The 23,568-nt window shown below is 66.1% G+C and carries 24 protein-coding genes; 11 read left to right on the top strand and 13 right to left on the bottom strand.

Features of this window, described 5'->3' with window-relative positions; translation table 11 throughout:
- From ACZ1JV_RS09850 to ACZ1JV_RS09835, 4 genes are all read right to left on the bottom strand, one after another.
- Positions 1–714 (bottom strand): SDR family NAD(P)-dependent oxidoreductase, encoded by a 714-nt coding sequence (locus ACZ1JV_RS09850; RefSeq protein ID WP_465151420.1) that lies wholly within the window; start codon positions 712–714, stop codon positions 1–3.
- A complete protein-coding gene (locus ACZ1JV_RS09845) occupies positions 707–1,918 on the bottom strand; it encodes an MFS transporter (RefSeq protein ID WP_465151419.1) in 1,212 nt (403 codons plus the stop codon). Before ACZ1JV_RS09845 ends, ACZ1JV_RS09850 begins: the two co-directional genes overlap by 8 nt.
- Positions 1,919–2,040: 122 nt before the next feature.
- Entirely contained in the window at positions 2,041–3,108 is a 1,068-nt protein-coding gene (locus ACZ1JV_RS09840; protein WP_465152538.1) for a PLP-dependent cysteine synthase family protein, read from the bottom strand.
- 5 nt (positions 3,109–3,113) lie between these two features.
- A complete protein-coding gene (locus ACZ1JV_RS09835; RefSeq protein WP_465151418.1) occupies positions 3,114–5,141 on the bottom strand; it encodes a M3 family metallopeptidase in 2,028 nt (675 codons plus the stop codon).
- A 217-nt stretch (positions 5,142–5,358) separates the two neighbouring features.
- On the opposite strand from ACZ1JV_RS09835, the gene ACZ1JV_RS09830 reads away from it, so the two are divergent.
- Positions 5,359–5,721, top strand: a complete 363-nt coding sequence (locus tag ACZ1JV_RS09830) for a hypothetical protein (protein ID WP_465151417.1) — start codon at positions 5,359–5,361, stop codon at positions 5,719–5,721.
- A 3-nt stretch (positions 5,722–5,724) separates the two neighbouring features.
- Here the strand turns inward: ACZ1JV_RS09830 and ACZ1JV_RS09825 are convergent, their stop codons facing one another.
- Complete coding sequence (locus tag ACZ1JV_RS09825) at positions 5,725–6,774, bottom strand: S66 peptidase family protein (RefSeq protein ID WP_465152537.1); 1,050 nt, start codon at positions 6,772–6,774, stop codon at positions 5,725–5,727.
- A gap of 106 nt (positions 6,775–6,880) precedes the next feature.
- On the opposite strand from ACZ1JV_RS09825, the gene ACZ1JV_RS09820 reads away from it, so the two are divergent.
- Together ACZ1JV_RS09820 and ACZ1JV_RS09815 are read left to right on the top strand one after the other, a co-directional pair.
- The gene (locus ACZ1JV_RS09820) at positions 6,881–7,756 is read left to right on the top strand and encodes an LOG family protein (RefSeq protein WP_465151416.1); all 876 of its coding nucleotides are present in this window, start codon (positions 6,881–6,883) and stop codon (positions 7,754–7,756) included.
- 4 nt (positions 7,757–7,760) lie between these two features.
- Positions 7,761–8,267 (top strand): GNAT family N-acetyltransferase, encoded by a 507-nt coding sequence (locus ACZ1JV_RS09815; RefSeq protein ID WP_465151415.1) that lies wholly within the window; start codon positions 7,761–7,763, stop codon positions 8,265–8,267.
- Between the two features lie 4 nt (positions 8,268–8,271).
- On the opposite strand, the gene thiD is transcribed toward ACZ1JV_RS09815, so the two are convergent.
- Genes thiD through glmM form a run of 3 tightly spaced genes read right to left on the bottom strand, consistent with a single transcriptional unit; the run spans position 8,272 to position 10,687 of the window.
- Positions 8,272–9,036, bottom strand: a complete 765-nt coding sequence (gene thiD, locus ACZ1JV_RS09810; protein WP_465151414.1) for a bifunctional hydroxymethylpyrimidine kinase/phosphomethylpyrimidine kinase — start codon at positions 9,034–9,036, stop codon at positions 8,272–8,274.
- A gap of 49 nt (positions 9,037–9,085) precedes the next feature.
- Positions 9,086–9,310 carry a DUF1272 domain-containing protein gene (locus ACZ1JV_RS09805; protein ID WP_465136555.1) on the bottom strand — a complete coding sequence of 75 codons (225 nt, stop codon included), beginning with the start codon at positions 9,308–9,310 and terminating at the stop codon, positions 9,086–9,088.
- Between the two features lie 36 nt (positions 9,311–9,346).
- Positions 9,347–10,687: a phosphoglucosamine mutase gene (gene glmM / locus ACZ1JV_RS09800; RefSeq protein ID WP_465151413.1), complete on the bottom strand. Its 1,341-nt coding sequence runs from the start codon at positions 10,685–10,687 to the stop codon at positions 9,347–9,349.
- Between the two features lie 133 nt (positions 10,688–10,820).
- Between glmM and ACZ1JV_RS09795 the strand changes: the two genes are divergently transcribed.
- Together ACZ1JV_RS09795 and ACZ1JV_RS09790 are read left to right on the top strand one after the other, a co-directional pair.
- Positions 10,821–12,107 carry a dicarboxylate/amino acid:cation symporter gene (locus tag ACZ1JV_RS09795; RefSeq protein ID WP_465151412.1) on the top strand — a complete coding sequence of 429 codons (1,287 nt, stop codon included), beginning with the start codon at positions 10,821–10,823 and terminating at the stop codon, positions 12,105–12,107.
- A 56-nt stretch (positions 12,108–12,163) separates the two neighbouring features.
- Positions 12,164–12,721 (top strand): flavin reductase family protein, encoded by a 558-nt coding sequence (locus ACZ1JV_RS09790; RefSeq protein WP_465151411.1) that lies wholly within the window; start codon positions 12,164–12,166, stop codon positions 12,719–12,721.
- A 9-nt stretch (positions 12,722–12,730) separates the two neighbouring features.
- On the opposite strand, the gene ACZ1JV_RS09785 is transcribed toward ACZ1JV_RS09790, so the two are convergent.
- Entirely contained in the window at positions 12,731–13,225 is a 495-nt protein-coding gene (locus ACZ1JV_RS09785) for a hypothetical protein (RefSeq protein ID WP_465136559.1), read from the bottom strand.
- The gene (locus tag ACZ1JV_RS09780) at positions 13,226–13,834 is read right to left on the bottom strand and encodes an HNH endonuclease (protein WP_465136560.1); all 609 of its coding nucleotides are present in this window, start codon (positions 13,832–13,834) and stop codon (positions 13,226–13,228) included.
- Between the two features lie 242 nt (positions 13,835–14,076).
- Here ACZ1JV_RS09780 and gluQRS point away from each other — a divergent pair, with 242 nt between their 5' ends.
- From gluQRS to ACZ1JV_RS09755, 5 genes are all read left to right on the top strand, one after another.
- Entirely contained in the window at positions 14,077–14,934 is an 858-nt protein-coding gene (gene gluQRS / locus ACZ1JV_RS09775) for a tRNA glutamyl-Q(34) synthetase GluQRS (protein WP_465151410.1), read from the top strand.
- Complete coding sequence (locus tag ACZ1JV_RS09770) at positions 14,931–15,164, top strand: hypothetical protein (RefSeq protein WP_465136562.1); 234 nt, start codon at positions 14,931–14,933, stop codon at positions 15,162–15,164. The genes gluQRS and ACZ1JV_RS09770 overlap by 4 nt, the downstream gene beginning before the upstream one ends.
- A gap of 4 nt (positions 15,165–15,168) precedes the next feature.
- A complete protein-coding gene (locus tag ACZ1JV_RS09765) occupies positions 15,169–15,738 on the top strand; it encodes a cob(I)yrinic acid a,c-diamide adenosyltransferase (protein ID WP_465151409.1) in 570 nt (189 codons plus the stop codon).
- A gap of 156 nt (positions 15,739–15,894) precedes the next feature.
- Complete coding sequence (locus tag ACZ1JV_RS09760; RefSeq protein WP_465151408.1) at positions 15,895–16,764, top strand: 3-hydroxyacyl-CoA dehydrogenase family protein; 870 nt, start codon at positions 15,895–15,897, stop codon at positions 16,762–16,764.
- Between the two features lie 97 nt (positions 16,765–16,861).
- Positions 16,862–17,182 (top strand): hypothetical protein, encoded by a 321-nt coding sequence (locus ACZ1JV_RS09755; protein WP_465151407.1) that lies wholly within the window; start codon positions 16,862–16,864, stop codon positions 17,180–17,182.
- A gap of 186 nt (positions 17,183–17,368) precedes the next feature.
- Here the strand turns inward: ACZ1JV_RS09755 and ACZ1JV_RS09750 are convergent, their stop codons facing one another.
- Together ACZ1JV_RS09750 and mutS are read right to left on the bottom strand one after the other, a co-directional pair.
- Complete coding sequence (locus tag ACZ1JV_RS09750; RefSeq protein WP_465136566.1) at positions 17,369–17,581, bottom strand: hypothetical protein; 213 nt, start codon at positions 17,579–17,581, stop codon at positions 17,369–17,371.
- A gap of 23 nt (positions 17,582–17,604) precedes the next feature.
- Complete coding sequence (gene mutS, locus ACZ1JV_RS09745; protein ID WP_465151406.1) at positions 17,605–20,223, bottom strand: DNA mismatch repair protein MutS; 2,619 nt, start codon at positions 20,221–20,223, stop codon at positions 17,605–17,607.
- Positions 20,224–20,398: 175 nt separating this feature from the next.
- On the opposite strand from mutS, the gene ACZ1JV_RS09740 reads away from it, so the two are divergent.
- A complete protein-coding gene (locus tag ACZ1JV_RS09740) occupies positions 20,399–22,600 on the top strand; it encodes an NADP-dependent malic enzyme (protein WP_465152536.1) in 2,202 nt (733 codons plus the stop codon).
- Between the two features lie 214 nt (positions 22,601–22,814).
- Here ACZ1JV_RS09740 and ACZ1JV_RS09735 read toward each other — a convergent pair whose 3' ends face one another.
- Positions 22,815–23,564: an SDR family NAD(P)-dependent oxidoreductase gene (locus tag ACZ1JV_RS09735; RefSeq protein WP_465151405.1), complete on the bottom strand. Its 750-nt coding sequence runs from the start codon at positions 23,562–23,564 to the stop codon at positions 22,815–22,817.
- Between the last annotated feature and the right edge of the window lie 4 nt (positions 23,565–23,568).

Here is a 23,568-nt window from a genome sequence, read left to right as displayed (position 1 = left end):
TTACCAGGCCGTTGCGCCGGCATCGATCGCGATGTCGGCGCCGGTCACATAGCGGGCCTCCACGCTGGCCAGCCAGCAGGCGGCCCAGGCGATATCCTCCGGCTCGCCAAGGCGCTTCAGCATGTTCTTGGCGAGCACCTGCCGCTCGAAATCGGGATCGGCGGCCAAGTGGCGCGCGGTGGCGGCGGTCCTAATGAAGCCCGGCGCGATGGTATTGGCGCGAATGCCGTGCGGCGCGCCTTCCATCGCCAGTTGGCGCGTCATCGCCAGAACCCCGCCCTTGCCCGCGCAATGCGCCAGCGCCGGTGAACCTTCCAGAGCGTGGCGCGCATTGGCGGAGGCGAAGTTGACGATGCTGGCCGATCCGCTGGCCTTCAGCCAAGGCCATGCCGCACGGGTAGCGAGGTAGACAATGTCCAGTTCGCCGGTCAGCGTCTTCTTCCAGTCGGCATAGGAAAGATCCTCGATCCAGCCGAACACCGCGAAAGCGGCGGCGTTTACCAGCGCGTCGATGTGCCCGTGCGCTTCGCCGATGCGCGCGAATAGCGCCTGCGTCTGCGCCTCGTCGGTCAGGTCGCAAACCTCGTCCGTGCCGGAGAGATCGACGCCGATCACCGTCGCGCCTTCCTGACGGAAAATGCGGGCGACGCCCTCCCCGATGCCATTGGCCGCCCCGGTGACGACGGCAACGCGGCCCTTCAGGCGATCAGCCATGGGCGATCTCCATTGTGCCGGCGCTGCGCAGGCGCGAGGCGATCAGCGCGATCACCACGCCGCCCAGCGCCGCAACGGACAGCACCATGAATGCCCCCAGCAAGCCGCCGTTGTGCTGCGCGGAAAAGGTCACCACCACGGGTGAGAGGAACTGACCCAGCGCAAAGGCCGATTGCCAGAACCCGGTGCCGCGCCCGCGAAATTCGAAGGAGAGGATCGACATCGACCAGACCAGCAAAGTCGGCAGCAGCAGCCCGGCGCCGATCTGATTGACGAAGCAGCCGATCAGGAAGCCCGGCACGTTCCCCGCCTTGCCCATCAGCGCGAAGCCCAGCGACAGCAGCGCGAATTCCACCAGCAGCAGACGGCTGACCGGCCATTTCCGGCTGAGCCGCGAATAGACGAACGTCCCCAGCGGCACGCCCAGACTGGCCAGCGCGGTCAGGATGCCGCGCAAGGGATTGTCGATGCCCAGTTCGGCAAGGCCGCTGGGGGCCTGAATCTGCACGGTATAGAAGAACACCGAACCGTAGACGGTGATCAGCCCGATCATCGCCATCGTGCGCGAGGGAAAGCCCGCCCACGACAGGTTGCGCGGCGGTGCCTCCTCCTCGTCATCCGGATGCGCGGCACCCGCTGGCTCCCACGTGAAGCGCCACACCAGTCCGAACATCAGCAGCGCAGAGGCATAGACGCCGAAGGGAGTGCGCCAGCCGAAGCTGCCGAGATAGCCGCCCATCACCATGAACAGCAGCGCGGAGACGGAGGCGAACGCCGTCTGCGCCGCCAGCCAGCGATCGCGCGCGGCGCCCTTGTAATAATCGCCGATCATCGTGGTGGACAGCACGTAGATCAGCGCCTCGGCAATGCCCACGCCCACGCGGGAGATCAGGATGTGGGTCAGGTCATGCAGGAACACCGGCAGCACGCCCACCGCCGCATAGAGCAGGAACGAGAACAGCAGCAGGCGCCGACGCCCGAAATAGTCCCCCATGATCCCCGCCACCGGGCAGAGCAGCGCCACGCAGAGCGAGGGCAGCGTCAGGATCATCGGCACCCAGTATTCGTGATTGGGCACCGAGGAGAATTCGGCCATCAGATTGGGCAGGACCGGCGTCAGCAGCACGATCGCCATCGTCGTCAGCGTGATCGGCAAAAGCAGCGATACGCCGGTCATCCAGCCGGCCTGGTGATGTCGAACCATTCTCTCCCTTTCGCCCGCCCGTATTGCGTGGGTGCAGGCTATTGAGAGCCATCGTGTCCGCGCCGGTGGAGCCCGTCCAATCGATTATGCGGAACGGTTGCTATCGGCAGCGTGGGTTTGGCTTAAATCGGGCCGAGAAGCGCCGCGATCCGTGCTTCCGCCGGGCGCCAGTCCAGCCCGCGATCGGCCAGCCATGCCTCGTCGTAATAAGTGCAGCCATAGCGCTCGCCCCCGTCGCAGAGCAGCGTGACGATGCTGCCCTGCTGGCCCGCCGCGTGCATTTCCTCGACGATCCGGGCGCAGGCCCAGAGATTGGTGCCGGTCGATCCGCCAACGCGCCGCCCCAGCCGCGCGGACAGCGCACGCATGGCGCCGATGCTGTCGGCATCGGGCACCGCGATCATGCGGTCCACCACGCCGGGCACGAAGCTGGGCTCCACACGCGGCCGGCCGATCCCCTCGATCATCGCCGCGCAGCCTTCGGGCAGCGTAGTCTGGCTGCGGTCCGCGAAGTGGCGGTGGAAGATCGAATGCTCCGGATCGGCCACGCAAAGCTGGGTGGCGTGGCGACGATAGCGCAGGAAGCGGCCGATCGTGGCGGAGGTGCCGCCGGTGCCGGCGCCGCAGACGATCCACGTCGGCTCCGGATGCTCCTCCTCCGCCATCTGGTGGAAGATACTTTCGGCAATGTTGTTGTTGCCGCGCCAGTCGGTCGCCCGCTCGGCATACGTGAACTGGTCGATGTAGTGCCCGCCGGTTTGCCGCGCGAGGTCGTGTGCCACCTGATAGACCGTGCGGGGATCGTCCACCGCGTGAATCTCGCCGCCGTGGAAGCGGATCTCGTCCAGCTTGGGCTGCGCAGTGGTGGCCGGAACCACGGCGATGAAGCGCAAGCCCAGCATCCGCGCGAAATAGGCCTCGCTCACTGCTGTCGAGCCCGAGCTGGCCTCGATCACGCAGGTATCCGGGCCGATCCACTCGTTGCACAGCGCATAGAGGAACAGCGACCGCGCCAGTCGGTGCTTCAGGCTGCCGGTGGGGTGCGAGCTTTCGTCCTTCAGGTAGAGCGTGATGCCGGGATAGCGCGGCAGGTCCAGCCGGATCAGGTGCGTGTCGGCAGACCGGTTGTAGTCCGCCTCGATACGCCGCACCGCCTCGCGCAGCCAGGCGCGACGGTCTTCCGCAGGTATGCCGCTCACGCCAGCAGGCCGCGCCGTTCGAGCAGGGCGGTCACATCCGCATCGCGCCCGCGGAAAGCACGGAAGCTGTCCGCCGCCGGGCGCGTAGCGCCGCGCGCCAGCACTTCCTCACGGAAGGCATCGCCGGTCGCGCGGTCCACCACGCCGGCCTCCACGAACTTGCGGAAGCCGTCCGCCGCCAGCACTTCGGCCCAGAGGTAGCTGTAATAGCCAGAGGCATAGCCGCCCGCGAAAACGTGGGTGAACGAATGCGGGAAGCGGTGCCATTCGGGCGGAATGACCACGGCCACTTCCTCGCGGACGGCGCCGATCACTTCCATCGGATCGCTGCCCATGGTGCCGAGGTGAAGCAGCAGGTCGAACAGACCGAACTCGATCTGGCGCAGCACGAACAGGCCGGACTGGAACTGGCGCGCGGCCATCATCTTCTCGAACAGGTCCGCCGGCAGCGGTTCGCCGCTGCGGTAATGGCCCGACATGCCGGTCAGCACTTCGCGGTCCCACGCGAAGTCTTCCATCAGCTGGCTGGGCAGTTCGATCGCATCCCATTCGAAGCCGCTGGTGCCCGCCACGCTCGGCCGGTTCACGCGGGTGAACAGGTGGTGGAGGCAGTGCCCGGTCTCATGCAGCAGCGTCTCCACTTCGGTGTGCGCCAGCAGTGAGGGGGTGTCGCCGCCCTTGGGCGCGAAATTGCAGGTGAGATAGGCCACCGGCACGCGTGCCGTATTGCCTTCTGCCATCCGCGGGCGCGCCTGCGCCATCCACGCGCCGCCCTGCTTGCCCTGCCGGGCGTGCAGATCGAGGTAGAGCCCGGCGATCACCGCACCGTCCTCATCCGCCACGTCGTAATAGCGGGCATCGGCATGCCACAGCGAAACGTCCGTCCGCTCGACCAGGGTGATCCCGAACAGCCGGCCCAGCAGCACCTGCCAACCCGCCAAGACACGCTCCACCGGGAAATAGGCACGCACTTCCTGCTCATCGACGGCAAAGCGCGCCAGCTTCATGCGGTTGGCGGTGAAGGTCAGATCCCACGGCTGGAGATCGGCAATGCCCAGTTCCTGCGCGGCAAACTCGCGCGCATCGGCAAGGTCGCGCTCCGCGCCAGGACGCGCGCGCTTGGCCAGATCGCGCAGGAAGTGCAGCACTTCGCCGGCATTGGGCGCCATCTTGGTGGCCAGCGACAGTTCCACCGGATCGGCAAAGCCCAGCAGCGCGGCGGATTCGCGGCGCAGTTCCAAAATGCGGGCGATTCGCTGCGTATTGTCGAACTCACCCGCGTTGGGCCCCTGGTCGGAGGCGCGGGTGCCGAAGGCGGTGTAGACGCGCTGGCGCAGCCCGCGATCCTCGGCAAAAGTCAGCACCGCGTTGACGCTGGGCCACTGCAGCGTGACCAGCCAGCCTTCCAGTTCCTTGGCCTTGGCATTGGCGGCGAACATGCTCATCGCCGATTCCGGAATGCCCGCCAGCACTGCCGCATCGGTCACGTGCTCGCTCCACGCGTCGGTCGCGTCGAGCACGGCGGCGGAGAAAGTATTGGCCAGCCCCGCCAGTTCCACCGAGACTTCGGCGAAACGCGCGCGCTGCTCCGCCGGCAGTGCCACGCCGGAAAGGCGGAAGCTGCGCAGCATATGCTCGACGGCGGCACGGTCGGCGGCGGAACGCTGCGCGAAATCGGGGCTCGTCTCCAGCGCGGCGATCACTTCGTAAAGGTCGTGATTCTGGAACACCGCCGTCATGACTTCGACGATGCGCTGCTCGCCCGCCGCATGTGCCTCCCGCAGTTCGGGCGTGTTGGCGACGGACTTGAGGTGCGAAACGGCCGACCACAGCGCCTCCACGGCGGTATCGGCATGTTCCAGCGGCAGCCAGGCGGCATCGAAATCGCCGGGCTTTTCCGCGACGATCCGCGCCACCACGGCCTGCAACTCCGCCAGCGACTGGTCCAGCGCCGTGCCGATCGCTTCGGGCGTCAGCGCGGCATAATCGGGCAGCGACAGGGGATCGAGCAGGGAGCGGGTCATGGGCAGGCTTTCAATCTGGAAATCGTGACCCCAGACCTAGGGGCTGGCAGGCCGGGGTTAAACCCCTTCGCGCCGTTCAGCCCACAAAAGCCGCCGAATTTGTTCATCGCGCCGCCAAACAGGTATTTTCCCTCATGCCCTCGGAAGGCAGTGACAAGGAACAGCCCCCTAACCTGACGATGAAGACACGAGGTTAACCCGTTCGGAAGTGGAGCGCATGGACGAACCCGAAATCGCCCCCCCCATCACCATCATCGCCCCCGATCGCCGTGAGCAGCGCGAACCGGTCGAGATGATGGCCAAGCTGCGCAGTGCCTTCACGACCTGCACCGTGGTCTTGAAAGACCTCACCCGGTTCGGTGCCCGGATCGAGGGCATCGACGTGCTGGAAATCGACGAAGCCGTGAGCCTGGGCCTGCCCGGCTGCCGGCCGGCGATGGCCTTCGTCGCGTGGCACAATCCGCACGGTACGGGGCTGGAATTTGCCGAACCGCTGGACGAATATCTCTATGCCGACCTCGTGATCCAGCACGGCCTCGGACGTCAGAACGATCCGGTGCTGGCCCCCAGAATCAACTGAGGATCAACTGACCGCCGGCTCCAGCAGGCGCATCGTTCCGGCATCGGCGTCGATTTCTACTGGCAGGCCAACCGGCATGCTGGCCTGCGCGGCGATGTGGCCGATCTGCAGGCCCTGGAACGCGGGAACCTTCAGCTCGCCGAACTGGCGATCGAGCACTTCGTAGATCGTGAAGTTCGAATAGCCGCCATCGGGATTGGTGCAATGGGTGCACTGGCCGAAGACCACGCCCGCCACTTTGTCGAACACGCCTGCGAGCGCCAACTGGGTCAGCATCCGGTCGATCCGGTATTCGGATTCGTTGGTGTCCTCCAGAAACAGCACCGCGCCGGTAAAATCGGGCAGGTAGGGCGTACCGACCAGCGCCGACAGCACCGAAAGGTTGCCGCCCAGCAGCCGCCCGCGTGCCTTGCCGCCGTGGAACACGCGCAAGTCCTTGCCGCGCCCGGCCAGATTGACGTCGGCGCCTTCGGGCACCTGCCAGGTCGGCGTCGCCCCCTCGAACGCCAGCGCGTGGAAATTCGTCCATGCGGCGGGCGGCCAGGAGGCCCCGGCATTGGGGCCATGGATACTGGCAACGCCCGTGCGCGCCGCAAAGGCGAGGTGGAGCGCGGTATTGTCGCTGAAGCCCACGAACAGCTTCGGATTCCGGGCGATCTTCGCATAGTCCAGCAGGGGCAGGATCCGCGCGCAGCCCCAACCGCCGCGCACCGACATCACCCCGCGCACTTCAGGATCGGCGAACATGGCCATCAGATCGTCCGCCCGCGTGCGATCCGAACCGGCCAGATAGCCCTCCCGCTCCAGCATGTGCGGGGCAGGCTTGGGGACGAGGCCCATGGCGCGCACGGTGGCCGAAATCTCCTCCAGCCCGAAACGATCGCCAATGAACCCGGCGGGCGCGACCAGCCCCAGCACGTCACCTTCGCGCAGGCGCGGCGGCTTGATCAGGCGCGGCGCGGCAGGGGCCGAAAACGCCGGAAGCACCGGCACGGCCGCCGACGCCGCCGCGATACCCAGACCGGCCAATGCGGTACGACGCGTAAGGATCATATTCGCCATGTAATGAAGCCTAGGCGAGCGCATCTCTTGCATGCAACTGCAAGCGCCCTAGATATTTGTGCTTTCTCACGCCGCGTCCTGCGGCCATGGTACCCCGATGAGCGATACTGAAGACACCAAAGTCACCAAGCGCCGGTTCTACAAGGCCGAGCAGGAAGCCTCTTTCGCCGATGCGCAGGAAGGCACGCTGCAGACGCAGAACCCCTCCTACCGCCTGGCCTTCCAGGACACCGAATTCCTGCTGCGCGACGAATTGCGCCCGGTTCGCTTCCAGCTGGAGCTGCTGAAGCCGGAAATGCTGCTGGAAGAAGCCAACATCGGCTCCACGCTGGTGATGTACGGATCCGCCCGCATTCCCTCGCCCGAACAGAGCGATGCCGTGCTGGCGCGTGCCACCACCGATGAAGAGAAGGTGATCGCCCAGCGCCTGGTCGCCAAGGCGAAGTATTACGAAGTCGCCCGCGAACTCGCCCAGATCGCCAGCAAGTGCGCGGTGGTGGAAAAGGGCATGCGCCAGTTCGTCGTCTGCTCCGGCGGCGGCCCCTCGATCATGGAAGCGGCCAATCGCGGTGCGCGCGAAGTCGGCGCGGAGACACTGGCGCTGAACATCGTGCTGCCGCATGAGCAGGCGCCCAACCCTTACGTGACGCCGCGCCTCTCGTTCCAGTTCCACTACTTCGCGCTGCGCAAGATGCACTTCCTGCTGCGCGCCCGCGCGGTGGCGGTGTTCCCGGGCGGCTTCGGCACGTTCGACGAGTTCTTCGAACTGCTGACCCTGATCCAGACCGGCAAGATGAAGCCGATGCCGATTCTGCTCTATGGCCGCGAGTTCTGGGAACGCGTGGTCAATTTCGAGGCGCTGGCCGAGGAAGGCGTGATCAACAAGAGCGATCTCAAGCTGTTCCACTGGTGCGAAACCGCCGAGGAAGGCTGGAAGGTCGTCCGCGACTTCTACGACCTCGACTGCGGTTGATGGGATGAACGGGGCGCAGCTTCGCACCGAAAGGCTGCTGCTGCGCCCTGCCCTTGCCGGCGATGCCGAAGCGCTCCACGCGATCTTCGTGCAGCCGGAGGCCATGGCTTACTGGTCACGGCCTCCCCACACCGACATTTCCGAGACGCGCGACTGGCTGGCCGGGATGATTGCCATTCCGCCGGATCGGGGCGAGGACTTCATCGTCACGCTGGATGGCCGGGTAATCGGCAAGGCCGGTCTCTGGCGCTTTCCGGAGATCGGTTTCATCCTCGATCCCGCGTTCTGGGGCCGGGGTTTCGCGCGAGAGGCGCTGGAAGCGGTGATTGGCCGGACCTTTGCGGTTCACCGGCTGCCGCATGTGACTGCGGACGTCGATCCGCGTAACGAATGCTCGCTGGCACTGCTTTCGCGGCTGGGCTTTCAGGAAACCGGCCGCGCCGCGCGGACGTGGCAAGTGGGCGATGTCTGGTGCGACAGCGTCTACTTGCGGCTCGACGCGCCGCGATAGACCTTCAGCGGATTGCGTGATGCCCCAGCGGACCATGCCCGGCGCCGAAGCCCGGCGCGGCCAGCAAGGCGGCGCGCACGAAGTCCCGCGCCTGCTCCACAGCCGACACCAGATCGTCGCCGCGCCCCATGCAGGTGGCGATGGCGCTGGAAAACGTGCAGCCGGTGCCGTGGCTGTGGCGCGTCTCGATGCGCGGGGCGGTCCATAGCAGCGGCGGCTCGCCCGCGCGAACAAGACGATCCTCGACCACCGGCCCGTCGGCATCGCCGCCCTTGGCGATATAAGTCACGCCGCGCGCGGCCATGCCCTCGTCACCGCCCAGCACGGCCAGTTCGGGGACATTGGGCGTCGTCAGCGTGGCCAGCGCCATAAGCCGTTCGAAAGCCGCGATCGTCGCCTTGTCCGCGAGGATCGATCCGCTGGTGGCGATCATCACCGGATCGAACACCACCGGCACATTCAGCGCTTCCAGCCGCTCGGCCACGACATGCGCGATCTCCGGGCTGCCCAGCATACCGATCTTCACCGCGTCGACGCCGACATCGCTGACGCAGGCATCGATCTGCGCCGCCACCATCTCGGGCGAGAGCGCCACCACGTCCGTCACGCCGCAGGTATTCTGCGCGGTGATCGCGGTGATCGCCGTCATGGCATAACCGCCCAGCACGGTGATCGTCTTGATATCGGCCTGAATGCCCGCGCCGCCCGAGGAATCGGAACCGGCGATGGACAGGATGCGGGCCGGCGGCGTCAAGAGCGGTGTCGTCATGCGTTGGGCTGATGGCAGCACCATCGCACTTCGACAAGCCTCGGTGCCGTTACCCCTTGAAGCGCCGCTCCTTGGAGGGAGGCGCGGAATCGAAATGCCGCTTCGCGCGCGTCGGCCGGTCGACCAGTTCGCCGCTGCAATTGGGGCAAAGATCGTCCAGTGCTTCGGCACATTCGACACAGAACGTGCATTCGAAGCTGCAGATGAAGGCGCCGGGCGCCTCGGCCGGCAGATCGGTGCCGCAGCGTTCGCAATCGGGGCGCATTTCAAGCATTCAAAATCTCCCGCTCATCCTGAGCCTGTCGAAGGATTACGCAGCAGCCTCTTCCACGGCGGCGCAGATCGAGGCGACCGCCGCCTCGACCTCACCGGCATTGTCCCCTTCCGCCATGACGCGGATCACCGGCTCCGTGCCCGAAGCGCGGATCACCAGGCGGCCCTTGCCGTTCAGCGCGGCCTCGGCCTCGGCAATCACCGCCTTCACCCGGTCGGCCTCAAGCGGCTTCCCTCCGGCGAAACGCACATTGCGCAGAAGCTGCGGGACGGGATCGAACAGGTGCAGCATCTCGCTCGCCGGCTTGCCCGACTGGACCAGCGCGGCCAGCACTTGCAGCGCCGCCACAGTGCCATCGCCGGTGGTCGCATGGTCGAGCAGGATCATGTGGCCGGACTGTTCGCCGCCGACATTGAAGCCGCCCGCACGCATCCGCTCCAGCACGTGACGGTCGCCCACCTTGGTGCGCTCCAGCGTCAGGCCCTGCGCGTTGAGATACCGTTCAAGACCGAGGTTCGACATCACCGTCGCCACCACGCCGCCACCACGCAGAGCGCCGCGCGCGGCCAGCTGGGTGCCGATCAGCGCCATGATCTGGTCGCCGTCGACGGTCTTGCCCTTCTCGTCCACCACGATCAGCCGGTCGGCATCGCCATCGAGGGCAATGCCGATGTCCGCGCCGGAAGAAACCACGGTTTCCTGCAGCGCTTCGACATGGGTGGAGCCGCACTTGGCGTTGATGTTCTTGCCGTTCGGCGTCACGCCGATCGACACGACTTCGGCGCCCAGTTCCCAGAAGGCCGAAGGGGCCACCTGATAGGCCGCGCCATTGGCGCAATCGACTGCGATCTTCAGCCCATCCAGACGCACCGCCTCCGGCAGCGAGCGCTTCACGGCGTGGATATAACGGCCCCGCGCGTCATCGATGCGGCGGGCCCGGCCGATTTCCTCGGACGCGGCGAGCGGAATGTCCTGCGCCAGCATCGCCTCGATCGCCAGCTCATCCTCGTCGGAAAGCTTGAAGCCATCGGGGCCGAACAGCTTGATGCCGTTATCCTCGTAAGGGTTGTGGCTGGCGGAGATCATCACGCCTACGTCGGCGCGCAGTTCGCGGGTCAGCAGGGCGACCGCCGGGGTCGGCATCGGGCCCAGCAGCACCACGTCCATGCCGACGCTGGTGAAACCGGCGACCATGGCGTTTTCCAGCATGTAACCCGAAAGCCGCGTATCCTTGCCAATCACCACGCGGTGGCGGTGCGTGCCGCGCAGAAAGCGCGTGCCGGCCGCCTGACCGACCTTCATGGCGATGGCGGCGGTCATAGCGCCCTGGTTGGTGCGGCCGCGAATGCCGTCGGTGCCGAAATATTGTCTGCTCATGACCTGCCCCTTGGCGACCATCTCGTGAATGGCGAATGACGCGTGCTCTTACCCAAGCCCAGGGTAAATTGCCATGCGCCGCGCAGGACATTATGGAGAACAACGACGAAGGTCGCATTTCCCCAGGAGCCCGATGAATACCCCTAGCCCCATGGCCGCCGAAACGAGTGCCTCCCGCATTCCCGAGATTCGCGTTCCCGGCACGCTGACGCTGATCGGCCTTGTCGGCGGACTGGTCCTCGGCCTCGTCCTTGCGGGCAAGCCGGAAGCCGTGCCCGTGCTCGAAGCAGTCGGCCCCATCGGCTCGCTGTGGCTGCAGGGCCTGCAGATGACGATCCTGCCGCTGGTCGCCGGGCTGCTGTTTTCGGGCATTGTCGAGACCATCGCCGTCGCGCAGGCCGGCGCCATGGCGCGGCGCACGCTGGGCACCATCGTCGGCTTTCTGGCCTTCAGCGCCACTTTGGGCGCGGTGGCCATGCCGCTGCTGCTCAAGTTCTTCCCGATCCCCGCCGGCGTGCAGTTCGCCCATCCGGAGGATCCGGGCAAAGTTCCGGGGATCGCCGATTTCCTCTCCTCGCTGATGCCGGAGAACGTGATTTCGGCCGCTGCGGCGGATGCGATGCTGCCGGTGATCGTCTTCGTCGCCCTCTTCGCCATCGCCTCCACCAAACTGGCGGACGAGCCGCGCCGCCTGCTGGCGGTGCTGTTCGAGGGGCTGGCCGGCGCGATGATGGTGGTGATCGGCTGGGTGCTGATGCTGGCCCCCATCGGCGTTTTCGCGCTGGGCTTCGGCCTGGGCGTGCGCAGCGGCGGTGCCGCGCTGGGCGCTTTGGCGCACTACATCGTGCTGGTGACCGCCGTGGGCACCGTGGTGATGGTCGCCGGCTACCTGATCGCCGTATTCTCCGGCCGCCGCTCGCTGCCGGCCTTTGCCGCCGCGATGCTGCCCGCGCAGATCGTCGCCATCTCCACCCAGTCCTCGATCGCGACGGTCCCCGCCATGCTCGCTTCCAGCCGCAAGCTGGGCGTTTCGGCGACGACTTCGGAATTCGTGCTGCCGCTGGCCGTCACCCTGTTCCGCGCCACGGGCCCGGCGATGAACATGGCGGTTGCCGTCTATGCCGCCAAGCTGGCCGGGCTCGAACTCACCACCGGCGCCCTTGCCGCCGGCGCGCTGGTGGCCTTTGCGACTACGTTCGGCGCCGTCTCCCTACCCGGCACGATCAGCTTCGTTTCCTCGATCGGGCCGATCGCCGCTGCCATGGGCGTGCCGCTCTGGCCGCTGGGCGTGCTGGTCGCGGTGGAAGTGCTGCCGGACCTGATGCGCACGGTCGGCAATGTGACGATGGACGTGGCACTCACCACCGCCGTGGACCAAGGAGTGGACGCCGCTTCGCCGGAAGCCGAAACCCTTCACTGAGGGAACCCGCTCCCGCCTGACGCGCTCCTTGACCGGCCCCGGCAAAGGAGCACGGCATGGCGCAGTGGCACGACCTTCCCCCCTCTCACGCACGGCACTTCCTGGAACCCGGCCCAGTCGTCCTGCTCGCCACCCATGATGGCGGGCGGGATAACGTGATGACGATGGGCTGGCATCAGGTGCTGGAATTCACGCCTGCGTTGATCTCCTGCCTCGTCTCACGCGGCAACCACAGCCACGCCATACTGCGCCGGAGCGGGAATTGCACGATCAACGTGCCAACCAGTGCCCTGCTCGATACCGTGGTGCGGATCGGCAATTGCAGCGGCGCGAAGGTCGACAAGTTCGCGGAGTTCGGCATCGAGCGCGAGCCTGCCCGCCATGTCACCGCCCCGCTGCTGCCGCAATGCCACGCCCAGCTTGAATGCCGCATCCACGACGACGCCATGGTGGCGCAGTATGACCTGTTCATCCTCGAAGTCCTGCGCATCCGCGCCGCCGTCAGCCCCAAGGAACCGGAGTTCGTGCACTACCTCGGTGACGGCCAGTTCATGCTTTCCGGCAAGCGAGTATCGCGTAAGCGGCTGTTCCGCCCCGAAATGCTGGGAATTTGATCGACCGGTCTACCGATTCGCCTGAGGGCCAATTGCCTTCGATGGCGGCAACGGAACCGGGTCCGCTATGCCTTCGACGCAGACGTGGTCTTTCTTCCTGCACTCGTAAATCCGGTCGATCTTGTCGCGCAACCTATCGAGGGCCCTGCACGGTGTTCCCATCTCGGTCTGAAGCACGATTGCCGGCATCGGCTGATATGTCCGCGCTTTTTCGAGAAGCGCCGTCACTTCCCCGCTCGAAACCGATACGCCGTTCCAATAGGCCGCCCCATGCCGGTCCAGCGCGATCCGGTTTTGAACGCCTTCGGCCGAGATCGATCGGGAATCCTTCCAATGGGCCCGGGGGGCCGTGCAGGCGATCCGCTCAGGCTGCGAACACCCTGCGACGCTGATTGTCGCCAGCAAGATCAAGGAGAAAGCAGCGCGTCGCATGCCAAGACCATAACCGGCCGATGCGAATGCACAAGGAAGCCCGGTCGGCGCCTGCCCGAAGGCGGGGCGCACTCAGGCCTCCAGCTCGATGTCCCAATAGAGCCAGTCGCGCCAGGTTTCGTGGAGATAGTTCGGCGGGAAGGCGCGGCCGCGTTCCTGCAATTGCCAGCTGGTAGGCCGGATCGGCGCGACCAGCGGCGGCATGTTCGCCTGCTTCGGCGTGCGTCCGCCCTTCTTCAGGTTGCAGGGCGCACAGGCGGTGAGGATGTTTTCCCAGCTCGTCCGCCCGCCAAGCCGGCGCGGCACCACATGGTCGAAGGTAAGCTGGTGGGGAGAGCCGCAGTACTGGCAGCTGAAGCGATCGCGCAGGAACAGGTTGAAACGCGTGAACGCGGGGAATTCGGAAGGCTTCACATATTGGCGAAGCGCGATGACCGAGGGGATCTGCATCGACCAGCTGGGGCTGTGGACCACCCGGTCGTAGCTGGAGATGATGTCCACTCTTTCGAGACAGATCGCCTTGATCGCGGTCTGCCAGGGCCAGAGGCTGAGGGGGTAGTAGGAAAGCGGCGTGTAATCCGCATTAAGCACTAGCGCAGGGCAGTCCGAAAGACTTCGGGAGGGGTCATCCTCCGCGCTGCGGAACCGGGCCGCGCGCTCGATCAGCTCCGATCTGAGCATGGCCTCCTGTCGCAGGCTGTCATTGCGGTTTCATGGCAACGCATGGGTTTCTTTGCAGCATCTACACGAGTCGGCGTCAAGCCGAGGCGGGGTCGGCTCCATACAACAATCCACAGCTTCGCCACAATGATTCCACAACCTGCCCACAACTCGCCCACAGACAGCACACAAACTATCCCCGACTTACCCACAGGGTTACAGGCCCTTGCGACAAGCCCTGCAACGGCTAGGGATGCCGGAAGATGATCCGAACCCGCTTCGCCCCCAGCCCCAACGGCCCGCTCCACCTTGGCCATGCCTATGCGGCCGTGGTGGCGCATGACCTTGCCCGGCAACGACATGGCTTTGGCGGCGGCGAATTTCTGTTGCGGATCGAGGATATCGACGGCGAACGCAGCCGCTCCGAATTCGTCGAGGAGTTCTTTCTGGACCTCGAATGGCTCGGCCTCGCATGGGATGGCGAAGCGGGCTTCCAGTCGCGCCGCCTCAGCAGCTATGCCGAAGCGGGTGAGCGCCTGAAGGCCATGGGCCTGCTCTATCCCTGCCACTGCACCCGCGCCGAGATTGCCGCCGCCGCCACGCAGATGGGGCCTGACGGGCCGGTCTACCCCGGCACCTGCCGCCATGAACAGGTCGATCCGGAAGGCGCGGCATGGCGGCTTGACGTCACGCGCGCGCTGGACCTGACCGGACCGCTGGAATGGACCGACGAACTCGCCGGCCCCCAGCGTGCCACCCCTGAGATTTTCGGCGATGTCGTGCTCCTGCGCAAGGATCTGCCCGCCAGCTACCACCTCGCCGCCACGCTGGACGATGCTGCGGACGGCATCACCTTGGTCACGCGCGGGATGGACCTGTTTCCGGCCAGCCATGTCCACCGGCTGCTGCAGGCGCTGCTCGGCCTGCCGGTGCCGGTCTGGCACCATCACCCGCTGCTTGTGGAGCCCGATGGACGCAAGCTGGCCAAGCGACGCGGATCCCCTTCGCTGGGCGACCGGCGGCGTGCAGGAGAGGACGGCAAAGCCATCGTGGAGGCGCTTCGGCAGGGCCGCTTCCCCGCTGGCATTTCGCTCTCGGCGGGCGTAGACCAACAGGCATGAGCACCATTCTCATCCCCATCATCATCCTGCTGATGATCATGGTCGTCGTCAGCCTCGTGCGCGGCATCGTCGCTTTCATGCAGAGCACGAAGGAAGACCTGCACCGCGATCCGAACGCCACGGGGCCGACCGCAAACCAGCTTCTGCAGAACAAGATGATGTTCAACCGCATCAAGTATCAGGCCGCCGCCGTGGTGGTCTGCGCGATCCTGCTGGCGATGGCGCGCTGATACATTGGTAAAGCTCAACAAGATTTACACCCGCACGGGTGACGACGGCACCACGGGCCTCGTCGACGGATCCCGCCTGCCCAAGTACGCCGCGCGCATGGAAGCGATCGGCGCGGTGGACGAGACGAACTGCGCCATCGGCCTTGCCGTCTGCGCGCTCACGCAAACGCCGCACGCCGCCGTGCTCACGCGCATCCAGAACGACCTGTTCGATCTGGGCGCGGATCTTGCGACGCCGGGCGACGACTTCACCCCCGGTGAAATGACCTTGCGGATCGTATTCCCGCAAGTCACCTGGCTGGAAGGCGAGATCGACGCGATCAACGCCCATCTCCAGCCGCTCAAGAGCTTCATCCTGCCTGGCGGCAGCGAAGCCGCCGCGCGTGTTCACGTGGCCCGCGCCTCTGCCCGCAAGGCGGAGCGTGCCGCCGTCGCCATGGCGGCCGAAGTGCCGGCCAATCCGGCCGCGCTCGCTTATATCAATCGCCTCAGCGACTACCTCTTCGTCCTCGCCCGGGCGGTGAATTCGGGCGGCGCGGACGACGTGCTTTGGGTGCCCGGCCAGAATCGCTAGGCCGTCTTCACACAGGTCGAAGACGGTCTCGGCCGTTTATGCCGCATTTTCCGAGACGTTGGCCGTAAACGGTCAACTTGAAAATGCTCTAGGTTCCCTTCCCGATCGCCGGTGATAATCCAGCCGGAACAACGGGATCATCAGAGGAGTTTGGCAGTGCGGAAAGTCGGAATCATCGGCGCGGGCATCATGGGTTCGGGCATCGCCCAGACCGTGGCCAGCAAGGGCATGGACGTGGTCCTGTCCGATATTGCGATCGATATCGCCGAAAAGGGCAAGGCCGGCATTGCCAAGGGCCTCGCCCGGCTGGTGGCCAAGGAAAAGATCGCGCAGGCCGATGTCGACGCACTGCTGCCCCGCATCACCACGGCGGGCGACTATTCGACGATGGGCGATTGCGACCTGATCATCGAGGCCGCGACCGAGCGTGAGGATATCAAGCTGAAGATCTTCGCCGCCGTGGGCGAAGTTCTGGGCGCGAATGCGATCCTGGCCTCGAACACCAGTTCGATCCCGATCACCCGCATGGCCGCCAGCTCGCCCGATGCCGCGCGGTTCTGCGGGCTGCACTTCTTCAACCCGGTGCCGGTGATGGGCCTGGTGGAAGTGATCCCCGGCCTTGCGACCTCACCGGAAACCACCGCGCGGATGAAGGCTTTCGGCGAAGCGCTGGGCAAGACCGTCGTGCTGGCCGGCGATGCCCCGGGCTTCGTGGTCAACCGCATCCTCTGCCCGCTGCTCAACGAGGCGATCTTCGTGCTGGGCGAAGGGCTCGCCTCGGTCGAGGATATCGATGCGGGCATGCGGCTGGGCGCCAATCACCCGATGGGCCCGCTGACGCTGGCAGACTTCGTGGGCCTCGATACGCTTTACGAGATCATGAAGGTGTTCCTCTCCACCACCGGCGATCCGAAGTACCGCCCTGCCCCGCTGCTGCAGAAGTATGTCGAGGCTGGCTGGTACGGCCGCAAGTCCGGCCGGGGCTTCTACGATTACTCGGGCGAAGTGCCGGTTCCGACGCGCTGAGCGACAGGCGCGACGGGAAGATCGCTTCCCGTCGCGTTCGTCCAATACCGGAACCCGGACGATCCCTTAGCCGTTAACCCGGCAAAGGAGACTCGCCATGATCGACCGTCCAGACGATTCCACGCCCGAGACCTTCAATTCCGAACAGGACGACGAGGACGCGCAGGCCCAGTCCGTTGCCGAAGAGGCACAGGATCGCGCCACCGACCCGTTCGGCCTGGAAGACAGCGAGAAAGTGAAAGGCGGCATAGACGACGAGGATGACGTCGAAGATCTGGTCGACCACATGAACCAGATGGATTCCAGCGGCGTCATCGACATGTCCGCCTATCGCGGCGAGGAGACGATGGACGATCTTGAAAACCGCTACGGCGCGCAGAACGCCGCCGACGAGGATTTCGAGGACGACGATAGCTAAGATAGTGTTTCGTCGGGCTATCCGCCGGACAAACAACTGAGAGCCACCTCTACAACAACACTTCGTCGCCCCCGCGAAGGCGGAGGCCCCGCTTCCTTCTCGCCACGCCCGCCAAGAAAAGCGGGGTCCCCGCCTTCGCGGGGACAACGGGAATTGTTGATCGATGTGCGACGTTGACCGAACAATTCAGTTCGGCGCCGGGTCCTTCGCCCACGGGTTCTTGTGCTCGGGCTTCTGCTGGCCGACACGTGCCGCGACGTTTTCCGCGAACTTCGTCACCGAATCGTCGTCGCCATCGGTCGAGGGTACCGAGCAATAAGCGGTCAGCAGCACGCTCGCAGACCAGAACAGCGCCTGCCAACGGCTCTTGAAGACGTTCCTGATCTTGGGTCCGAACATGCCCGCAGCCTAGCGCAGACTGGTTAAGACTCCGTGCCCGCCTCTCGCTTCAGGTCGTAGAGGATTTCCAGCGCATCGCGCGGGCTCAGCGCGTCGATGTCCATCTCGCGCAACTTGTCGCGCAGGGCGTCGCACTGTTCCTCATGCGCTTCCTGCGCCGCCGCGAACAGCGGCAGGTCGCCGAGGCCAGCCGCGAGGCCGCCGGTCTCCGCCCGGCCCTTCTCCAGCTTTTCCAGCACCGACTTGGCGCGGCTGATGACTTTGGGCGGCACCCCGGCAAGCCGCGCGACGGCAAGGCCGTAGCTGCGGTCCGCCGGCCCCTCGGCCAGTTCGTGGAGCAGCACCAGATCGCCCTTCCACTCGCGCGCGCGGACGTGGTGGAGCGACAGCGCCTCGCAGGTTTCGCCCAGCCGCGCCATCTCGTGATAGTGCGTGGCGAACAGGCAGCGGCAGCGATTGGTTTCGTGGACGGCTTCGGCCACCGCCCATGCCAGAGCAAGGCCGTCATAGGTCGAGGTGCCGCGCCCCACTTCGTCGAGGATGACGAAGCTGCGGTCGGTCGCCTGCGCCAGAATGGCGGCGGTTTCCACCATCTCGACCATGAAGGTCGAACGCCCGCGCGCAAGGTTGTCCGACGCGCCGACGCGGCTGAACAGGCGGTCCACCATGCCGATCCGCGCAGACTTGGCCGGCACGAAACCACCCGCCTGCGCCAGCAGCACGATCAGCGCGTTCTGGCGCAGGAAGGTCGACTTACCGCCCATGTTGGGGCCGCCGATCAGCCAGAGCCGGTCATGGCTGGCGAGGCGGCAGTCGTTGGCGACGAAGCGCTCGCCCTGAAGCTTCAGCGCGGCCTCGACCACCGGATGGCGGCCGCCTTCGATATCCAGCGAGAGGCCGTCGACCACTTCGGGCCGGGTCCAGCCACCCTCTGCCGCGCGCTCGGCCTGGCCGGCGGCGACGTCGAAACGAGCGAGCGCGGCAGCGGTGCGGGCGATGGCATGGCGGGCCGCCACGGCTTCGGCCACCAGTTCCTCGAAATGCGCTTCCTCGGCGGCCAGTGCATGGGCGCCGGCCTCGGTAATGCGGCTCGCCTCCTCATGCAGCGCCAGCGCGTTGAAGCGCATGGCGCCGGCCATGGTCTGGCGGTGCGAGAAGCCACTGTCCGGCTCCAGCAGCTTGTCGGCATGGCGCTGCGGCACTTCGATGAAGTAGCCAAGCACGTTGTTGTGCTTGATCTTCAGCGCGGCAACGCCGGTTTCCTCGCGGTACTTCGCCTCCAGCGCGGCAATCGCGCGGCGCGCATTGCCCGATGTGACGCGGAGTTCATCCAGTCCGGCGTCATAGCCGCTGGCGATATAGCCGCCCTGCCCGCGTTCGGTCGGCGGGGTTTCCACCAGCGCCTGCGCGAAGTGATCGACCAGCCCGGCATGTCCGCCCAGTTCAGGCATCAGCCGGTCGAGCAGCACCGGCAGGCTGTCCATCTGCGCCAGCCGGTCCCCGATGCGGCGCGCACCGGAAAGGCCGTCGCGCAGCTGGCCAAGGTCACGCGGGCTGCCGCGCCCCGCCACCACGCGGCCCAGCGCGCGGCCGATATCGGGCAGCGCCCGCAGCGCCGCGCGCATATCCTCGCGCAGCAGGTGATCGTCATGCAGCCATTCGACCAGTTCCAGCCGCTCGGCAATCGCATGGCGGTCGGTCAGCGGGGCGGAGAGGTCTTCGGCCAGCTGGCGCGCACCGGCACCGGTGACGCAGCGATCGATCGCCTCGACCAGACTGCCCTTGCGGCCGCCTTGCGAAGACTCAAGGATTTCCAGGCTGGCGCGCGTCGCCTCGTCCATCGCCAGCGCCGCGTCGCCGGCACGCGCTTCGGGCGGCAGCAGCAGCGGCAGCTTGCCGCGCCCGACATGGTCGAGATAGGCGATCAGCCCGCCTGCCGCCGCCAGCATGGCGCGGCTGAAGGTGCCGAAGCCATCAAGCGTGGCGACACCGTGCACCAGCTTCAGCCGCTCATCACCGCCATCGGAGGAGAATTCGTGAGGGGACCGCGCAATCGCGCCGTCGGGCGCCAGTTCCCAGCCCTCGGGCACCACCAGTTCGCGCGCGCCCAGCCGAGCCAGCGCCGCACCCAGCCGGTCGGGCGGGCACTCTTCCAGTTCCATGCGCCCGGTGGAGATGTCGCAGGCGGCAATGCCCACTACGCCGCGCAGATCGCAGGCCGCCGCCAGCACATTGGCGCGGCGCGGTTCCAGCAGCGCTTCCTCGGTCAGCGTGCCGGCGGTGACGAAGCGGACGATATCGCGCCGGACCAGCGCCTTGGAGCCGCCACGCTTCTTGGCTTCGGCCGGCGTTTCGGTCTGCTCGGCAATCGCCACGCGGCAGCCTGCCTTGATCAGGCGGGCAAGGTAACCCTCTGCCGCGTGGACGGGCACGCCGCACATCGGAATCGGCTTGCCGCCGTGCTCCCCGCGCGTGGTGAGTGCAATGTCGAGAACCTGGCTTGCGGTTTTCGCATCGTCGAAGAACAATTCGAAGAAATCGCCCATTCGATAGAACAGCAGGCAGTCGCCCGCCACCTCGCGCAAGGCAAGGTACTGCGCCATCATCGGGGTAACGCCGGCGGTTTCGGAAGTGCTGCTCATGGGGGAGAGCGTTAGCGCCCGGGCCCGGCTCTTGTGAAGCGGCGCGCACGCGCCTTTCCCCTATCGCGTCGTGCAAACATTCGATAGGGCCCCTGCCATATCCGGGAGAAAACGCTTGTCCGAGAAGCCCAAGATCCAGTTCACCGAGCGCGAGGCGCTGTTCTATCACAGCACCATGCGCCCCGGTAAGATCGAGATTGTTGCGTCAAAGCCGATGGCCACGCAACGCGACCTCTCGCTTGCCTACTCCCCGGGTGTGGCCGTTCCGGTCCAGGCGATCGCCGACGATCCCGCCACCGCCTATGATTATACCGCCAAGGGCAACCTGGTCGCCGTGATCTCCAACGGCACCGCGATCCTGGGCATGGGCAACCTTGGCGCACTGGCATCCAAGCCGGTGATGGAGGGCAAGGCCGTGCTCTTCAAGCGCTTTGCCGACGTCGATTCCATCGACATCGAACTCGCCAGCGAAGATACCGACGCGCTGATCGAGGCCATCGCCATGATGGAACCCAGCTTCGGCGGCATCAACCTTGAGGATATCAAGGCGCCCGAATGCTTCATCATCGAGCAGGCCCTGCGTGAACGGATGAACATCCCGGTCATGCATGACGACCAGCACGGCACCGCGATCATCGCCGCCGCCGGCCTGATCAATGCCTGCCTCATCACCGGCCGCAAGCTGGACGAGATCAAGGTGGTGGTGAACGGCGCCGGCGCATCGGCGCTGGCCTGCACCGCGCTGATCAAGTCGATCGGCGTGAAGCATGAGAACGTGCTGGTATGCGACACGCGCGGCGTCATCTATCCGGGCCGCGAGAAGGTGGACCAGTTCAAGTCCGCCCACGCGGTGAAGACCGACAAGCGCACGCTGACCGAAGCCCTCGTCGGCGCGGACGTGTTCCTGGGCCTCTCGGCCAAGGGCGCACTGACGCCGGACATGGTGAAGGACATGGCGCCGGAACCGATCATCTTCGCGATGGCCAACCCCGATCCGGAAATCACCCCGCCCGAAGCCAAGGCGGTACGGCCCGACGCGATCGTCGCCACCGGCCGTTCGGACTATCCGAACCAGGTCAACAACGTGCTGGGCTTCCCCTTCATCTTCCGCGGCGCGCTGGACGTTTCGGCAACCGCGATCAATGAAGAGATGAAGATCGCCGCCGCCAAGGCCATTGCCGAACTGGCGCGCGAGCAGGTGCATGAAGACGTTGCGGCTGCTTACGGTGAAGCGCAGCAGTTCGGCCGCGACTACATCATCCCGGCGCCGTTCGATCCGCGCCTGATGGAAGTGGTGTCGATGGCGGTCGCCAAGGCGGCGATGGATTCGGGCGTCGCCGGCCGCCCGATCGAGGATTTCGAAGCCTATCGCGATCAGCTGAAGGCGCGCCTGAACCCGACCACTTCGGTGCTCACCCGCGTCTACGAACAGGTCCGCGCCAATCCCAAGCGGATGATCTTTGCCGAGGCCGACAACGAAGTCGTGCTGCGCGCGGCGATCCAGTATCGCGATTTCGGCTATGGCGAACCGATCCTGGTGGGCCGCACACAGGTCATCCTCGACAAGATGGCCGAACTGGGCGTTCCCGATCCGGAAAGCTTCCACATCGAGAACTCGATGGTGTCCGACCATGTCGGCCCGATGGTGGAGATGGTCTACGAGCGCCTGAAGCGTCGCGGCTTCCTGCAGCGCGACGTGCAGCGCATGGTCAACACCGATCGCAACATCTTCGCCTCCGGCCTGCTCAAGCTGGGCGTGGGCGATGCGATGATCACCGGCATGACCCGGCCCTTCGCGCAGACCATCAAGGAAGTGCGCCGCGTGCTGGACCCGGCCGAGGGCAAGCTGGCTTTCGGCATCCACATGCTGGTCGGCAAGAACCACACCGTGTTCATGGCGGACACCACGATCAACGAGCGCCCGACGGCCGAGCAGCTTGCGGTGATCGCCAAGGAAACCGCCGCCGTCGCCCGCCGCCTTGGCCATGAACCGCGCGTGGCCTTCCTCAGCTACTCCACCTTCGGCAACCCGTCGGGCAAGTGGCTGGAGCAGACGCGCGAGGCTATCCGCATCCTCGACGAGGAAAAGCCGGACTTCGAGTACGAGGGCGAAATGGCCCCCGACGCCGCGCTGAACCCGAAGATCATGAAGCTCTATCCGTTCAGCCGCCTTTCGGCGCCTGCCAACGTGCTGATCATGCCGGGTCTGCAATCGGCCAATATCTCGGCCAAGCTGCTCAAGGAAATCGGTGGGACGACCTCGATCGGGCCGATGCTGATCGGCGCGGAAAAGCCGGTACAGATCGTGCCGATGACCGCGATCGCCCCGGAAGTGCTGACGCTGGCGGTGCTGGCGGCGGCGGGGATCACCGGCTGATCCCGGCGGAAGCGCTGACATAGAAACGGGGGCTTCCGGACATCCGGAAGCCCCCGTTTTTCGTTTGGGCCTGCGCGTCCGGCCCCAACTCCCGACCATTCACTTCGTCGCCCCCGCGAAGGCGGGGGGGCCCGCTTCCTTCGCCCTACATGGCAAGAACAAGCGGGATCCCCGCCTTCGCGGGGATGACGGGAATTGGTAGGGGGTTGAGGCCTCAGCCCTGACGCGCGACCTGGAAGCCGGCGAAGGACTGGCTGACCGGCATCAGTTCCAGCGTATTGATGTTGAGGTGCGCCGGCAGCGTGGCCACCCACAGCACGGTTCCGGCGATATCCTCGGCCGTCATCGGATTGGCGCCGCCATAGAGCGTATCCGAAGCCTGCTGGTTGCCACCGGTGCGGACCAGCGTGAATTCGGTCTCCACCATGCCCGGCTCGATCGAGGTGACGCGCACGCCCGTGCCGGCAAGGTCCGAACGCAGCCCCAGCGAGAACTGGTGCACGAAAGCCTTGGTGCCGCCGTAGACGTTGCCGCCAGTGTAGGGGTAGGTCGCCGCCACCGAGGACAGGTTCACGATCGCCCCCTTGCGCCCCACCAGCGCGGGCAGCAGCTTGTGGGTGAGCGAGACCAGCGCGGTAACGTTGGTGTCGATCATCGTCTTCCACGCATCGAGCGAGGCGCTCTGTGCCGGTTCCGTGCCGAGCGCGAGGCCGGCATTGTTGACGAGGCAGTCGATGCCGGCGAACTCGGCCGGGAGCGCCGCCAGCGCGGCATCGCGCGCGGCTTCATCCCGCACGTCGAACACGGCGCCGTGGAACTTGTCCGCGCCCAGTTCGGCCTTCAGGGCGTCCAGACGTTCGGCCCGGCGGCCGGTGCCGATCACGCGCCAGCCCGCCGCCACGAACGCGCGGGCACAGGCTTCGCCGATACCGGAGGTGGCGCCGGTTACGAGTGCGGTCTTCATGGAG

This window comes from Novosphingobium sp. BL-S-19 (assembly GCF_055521675.1).
This window is presented reverse-complemented; position numbering and strand designations above follow the sequence as displayed.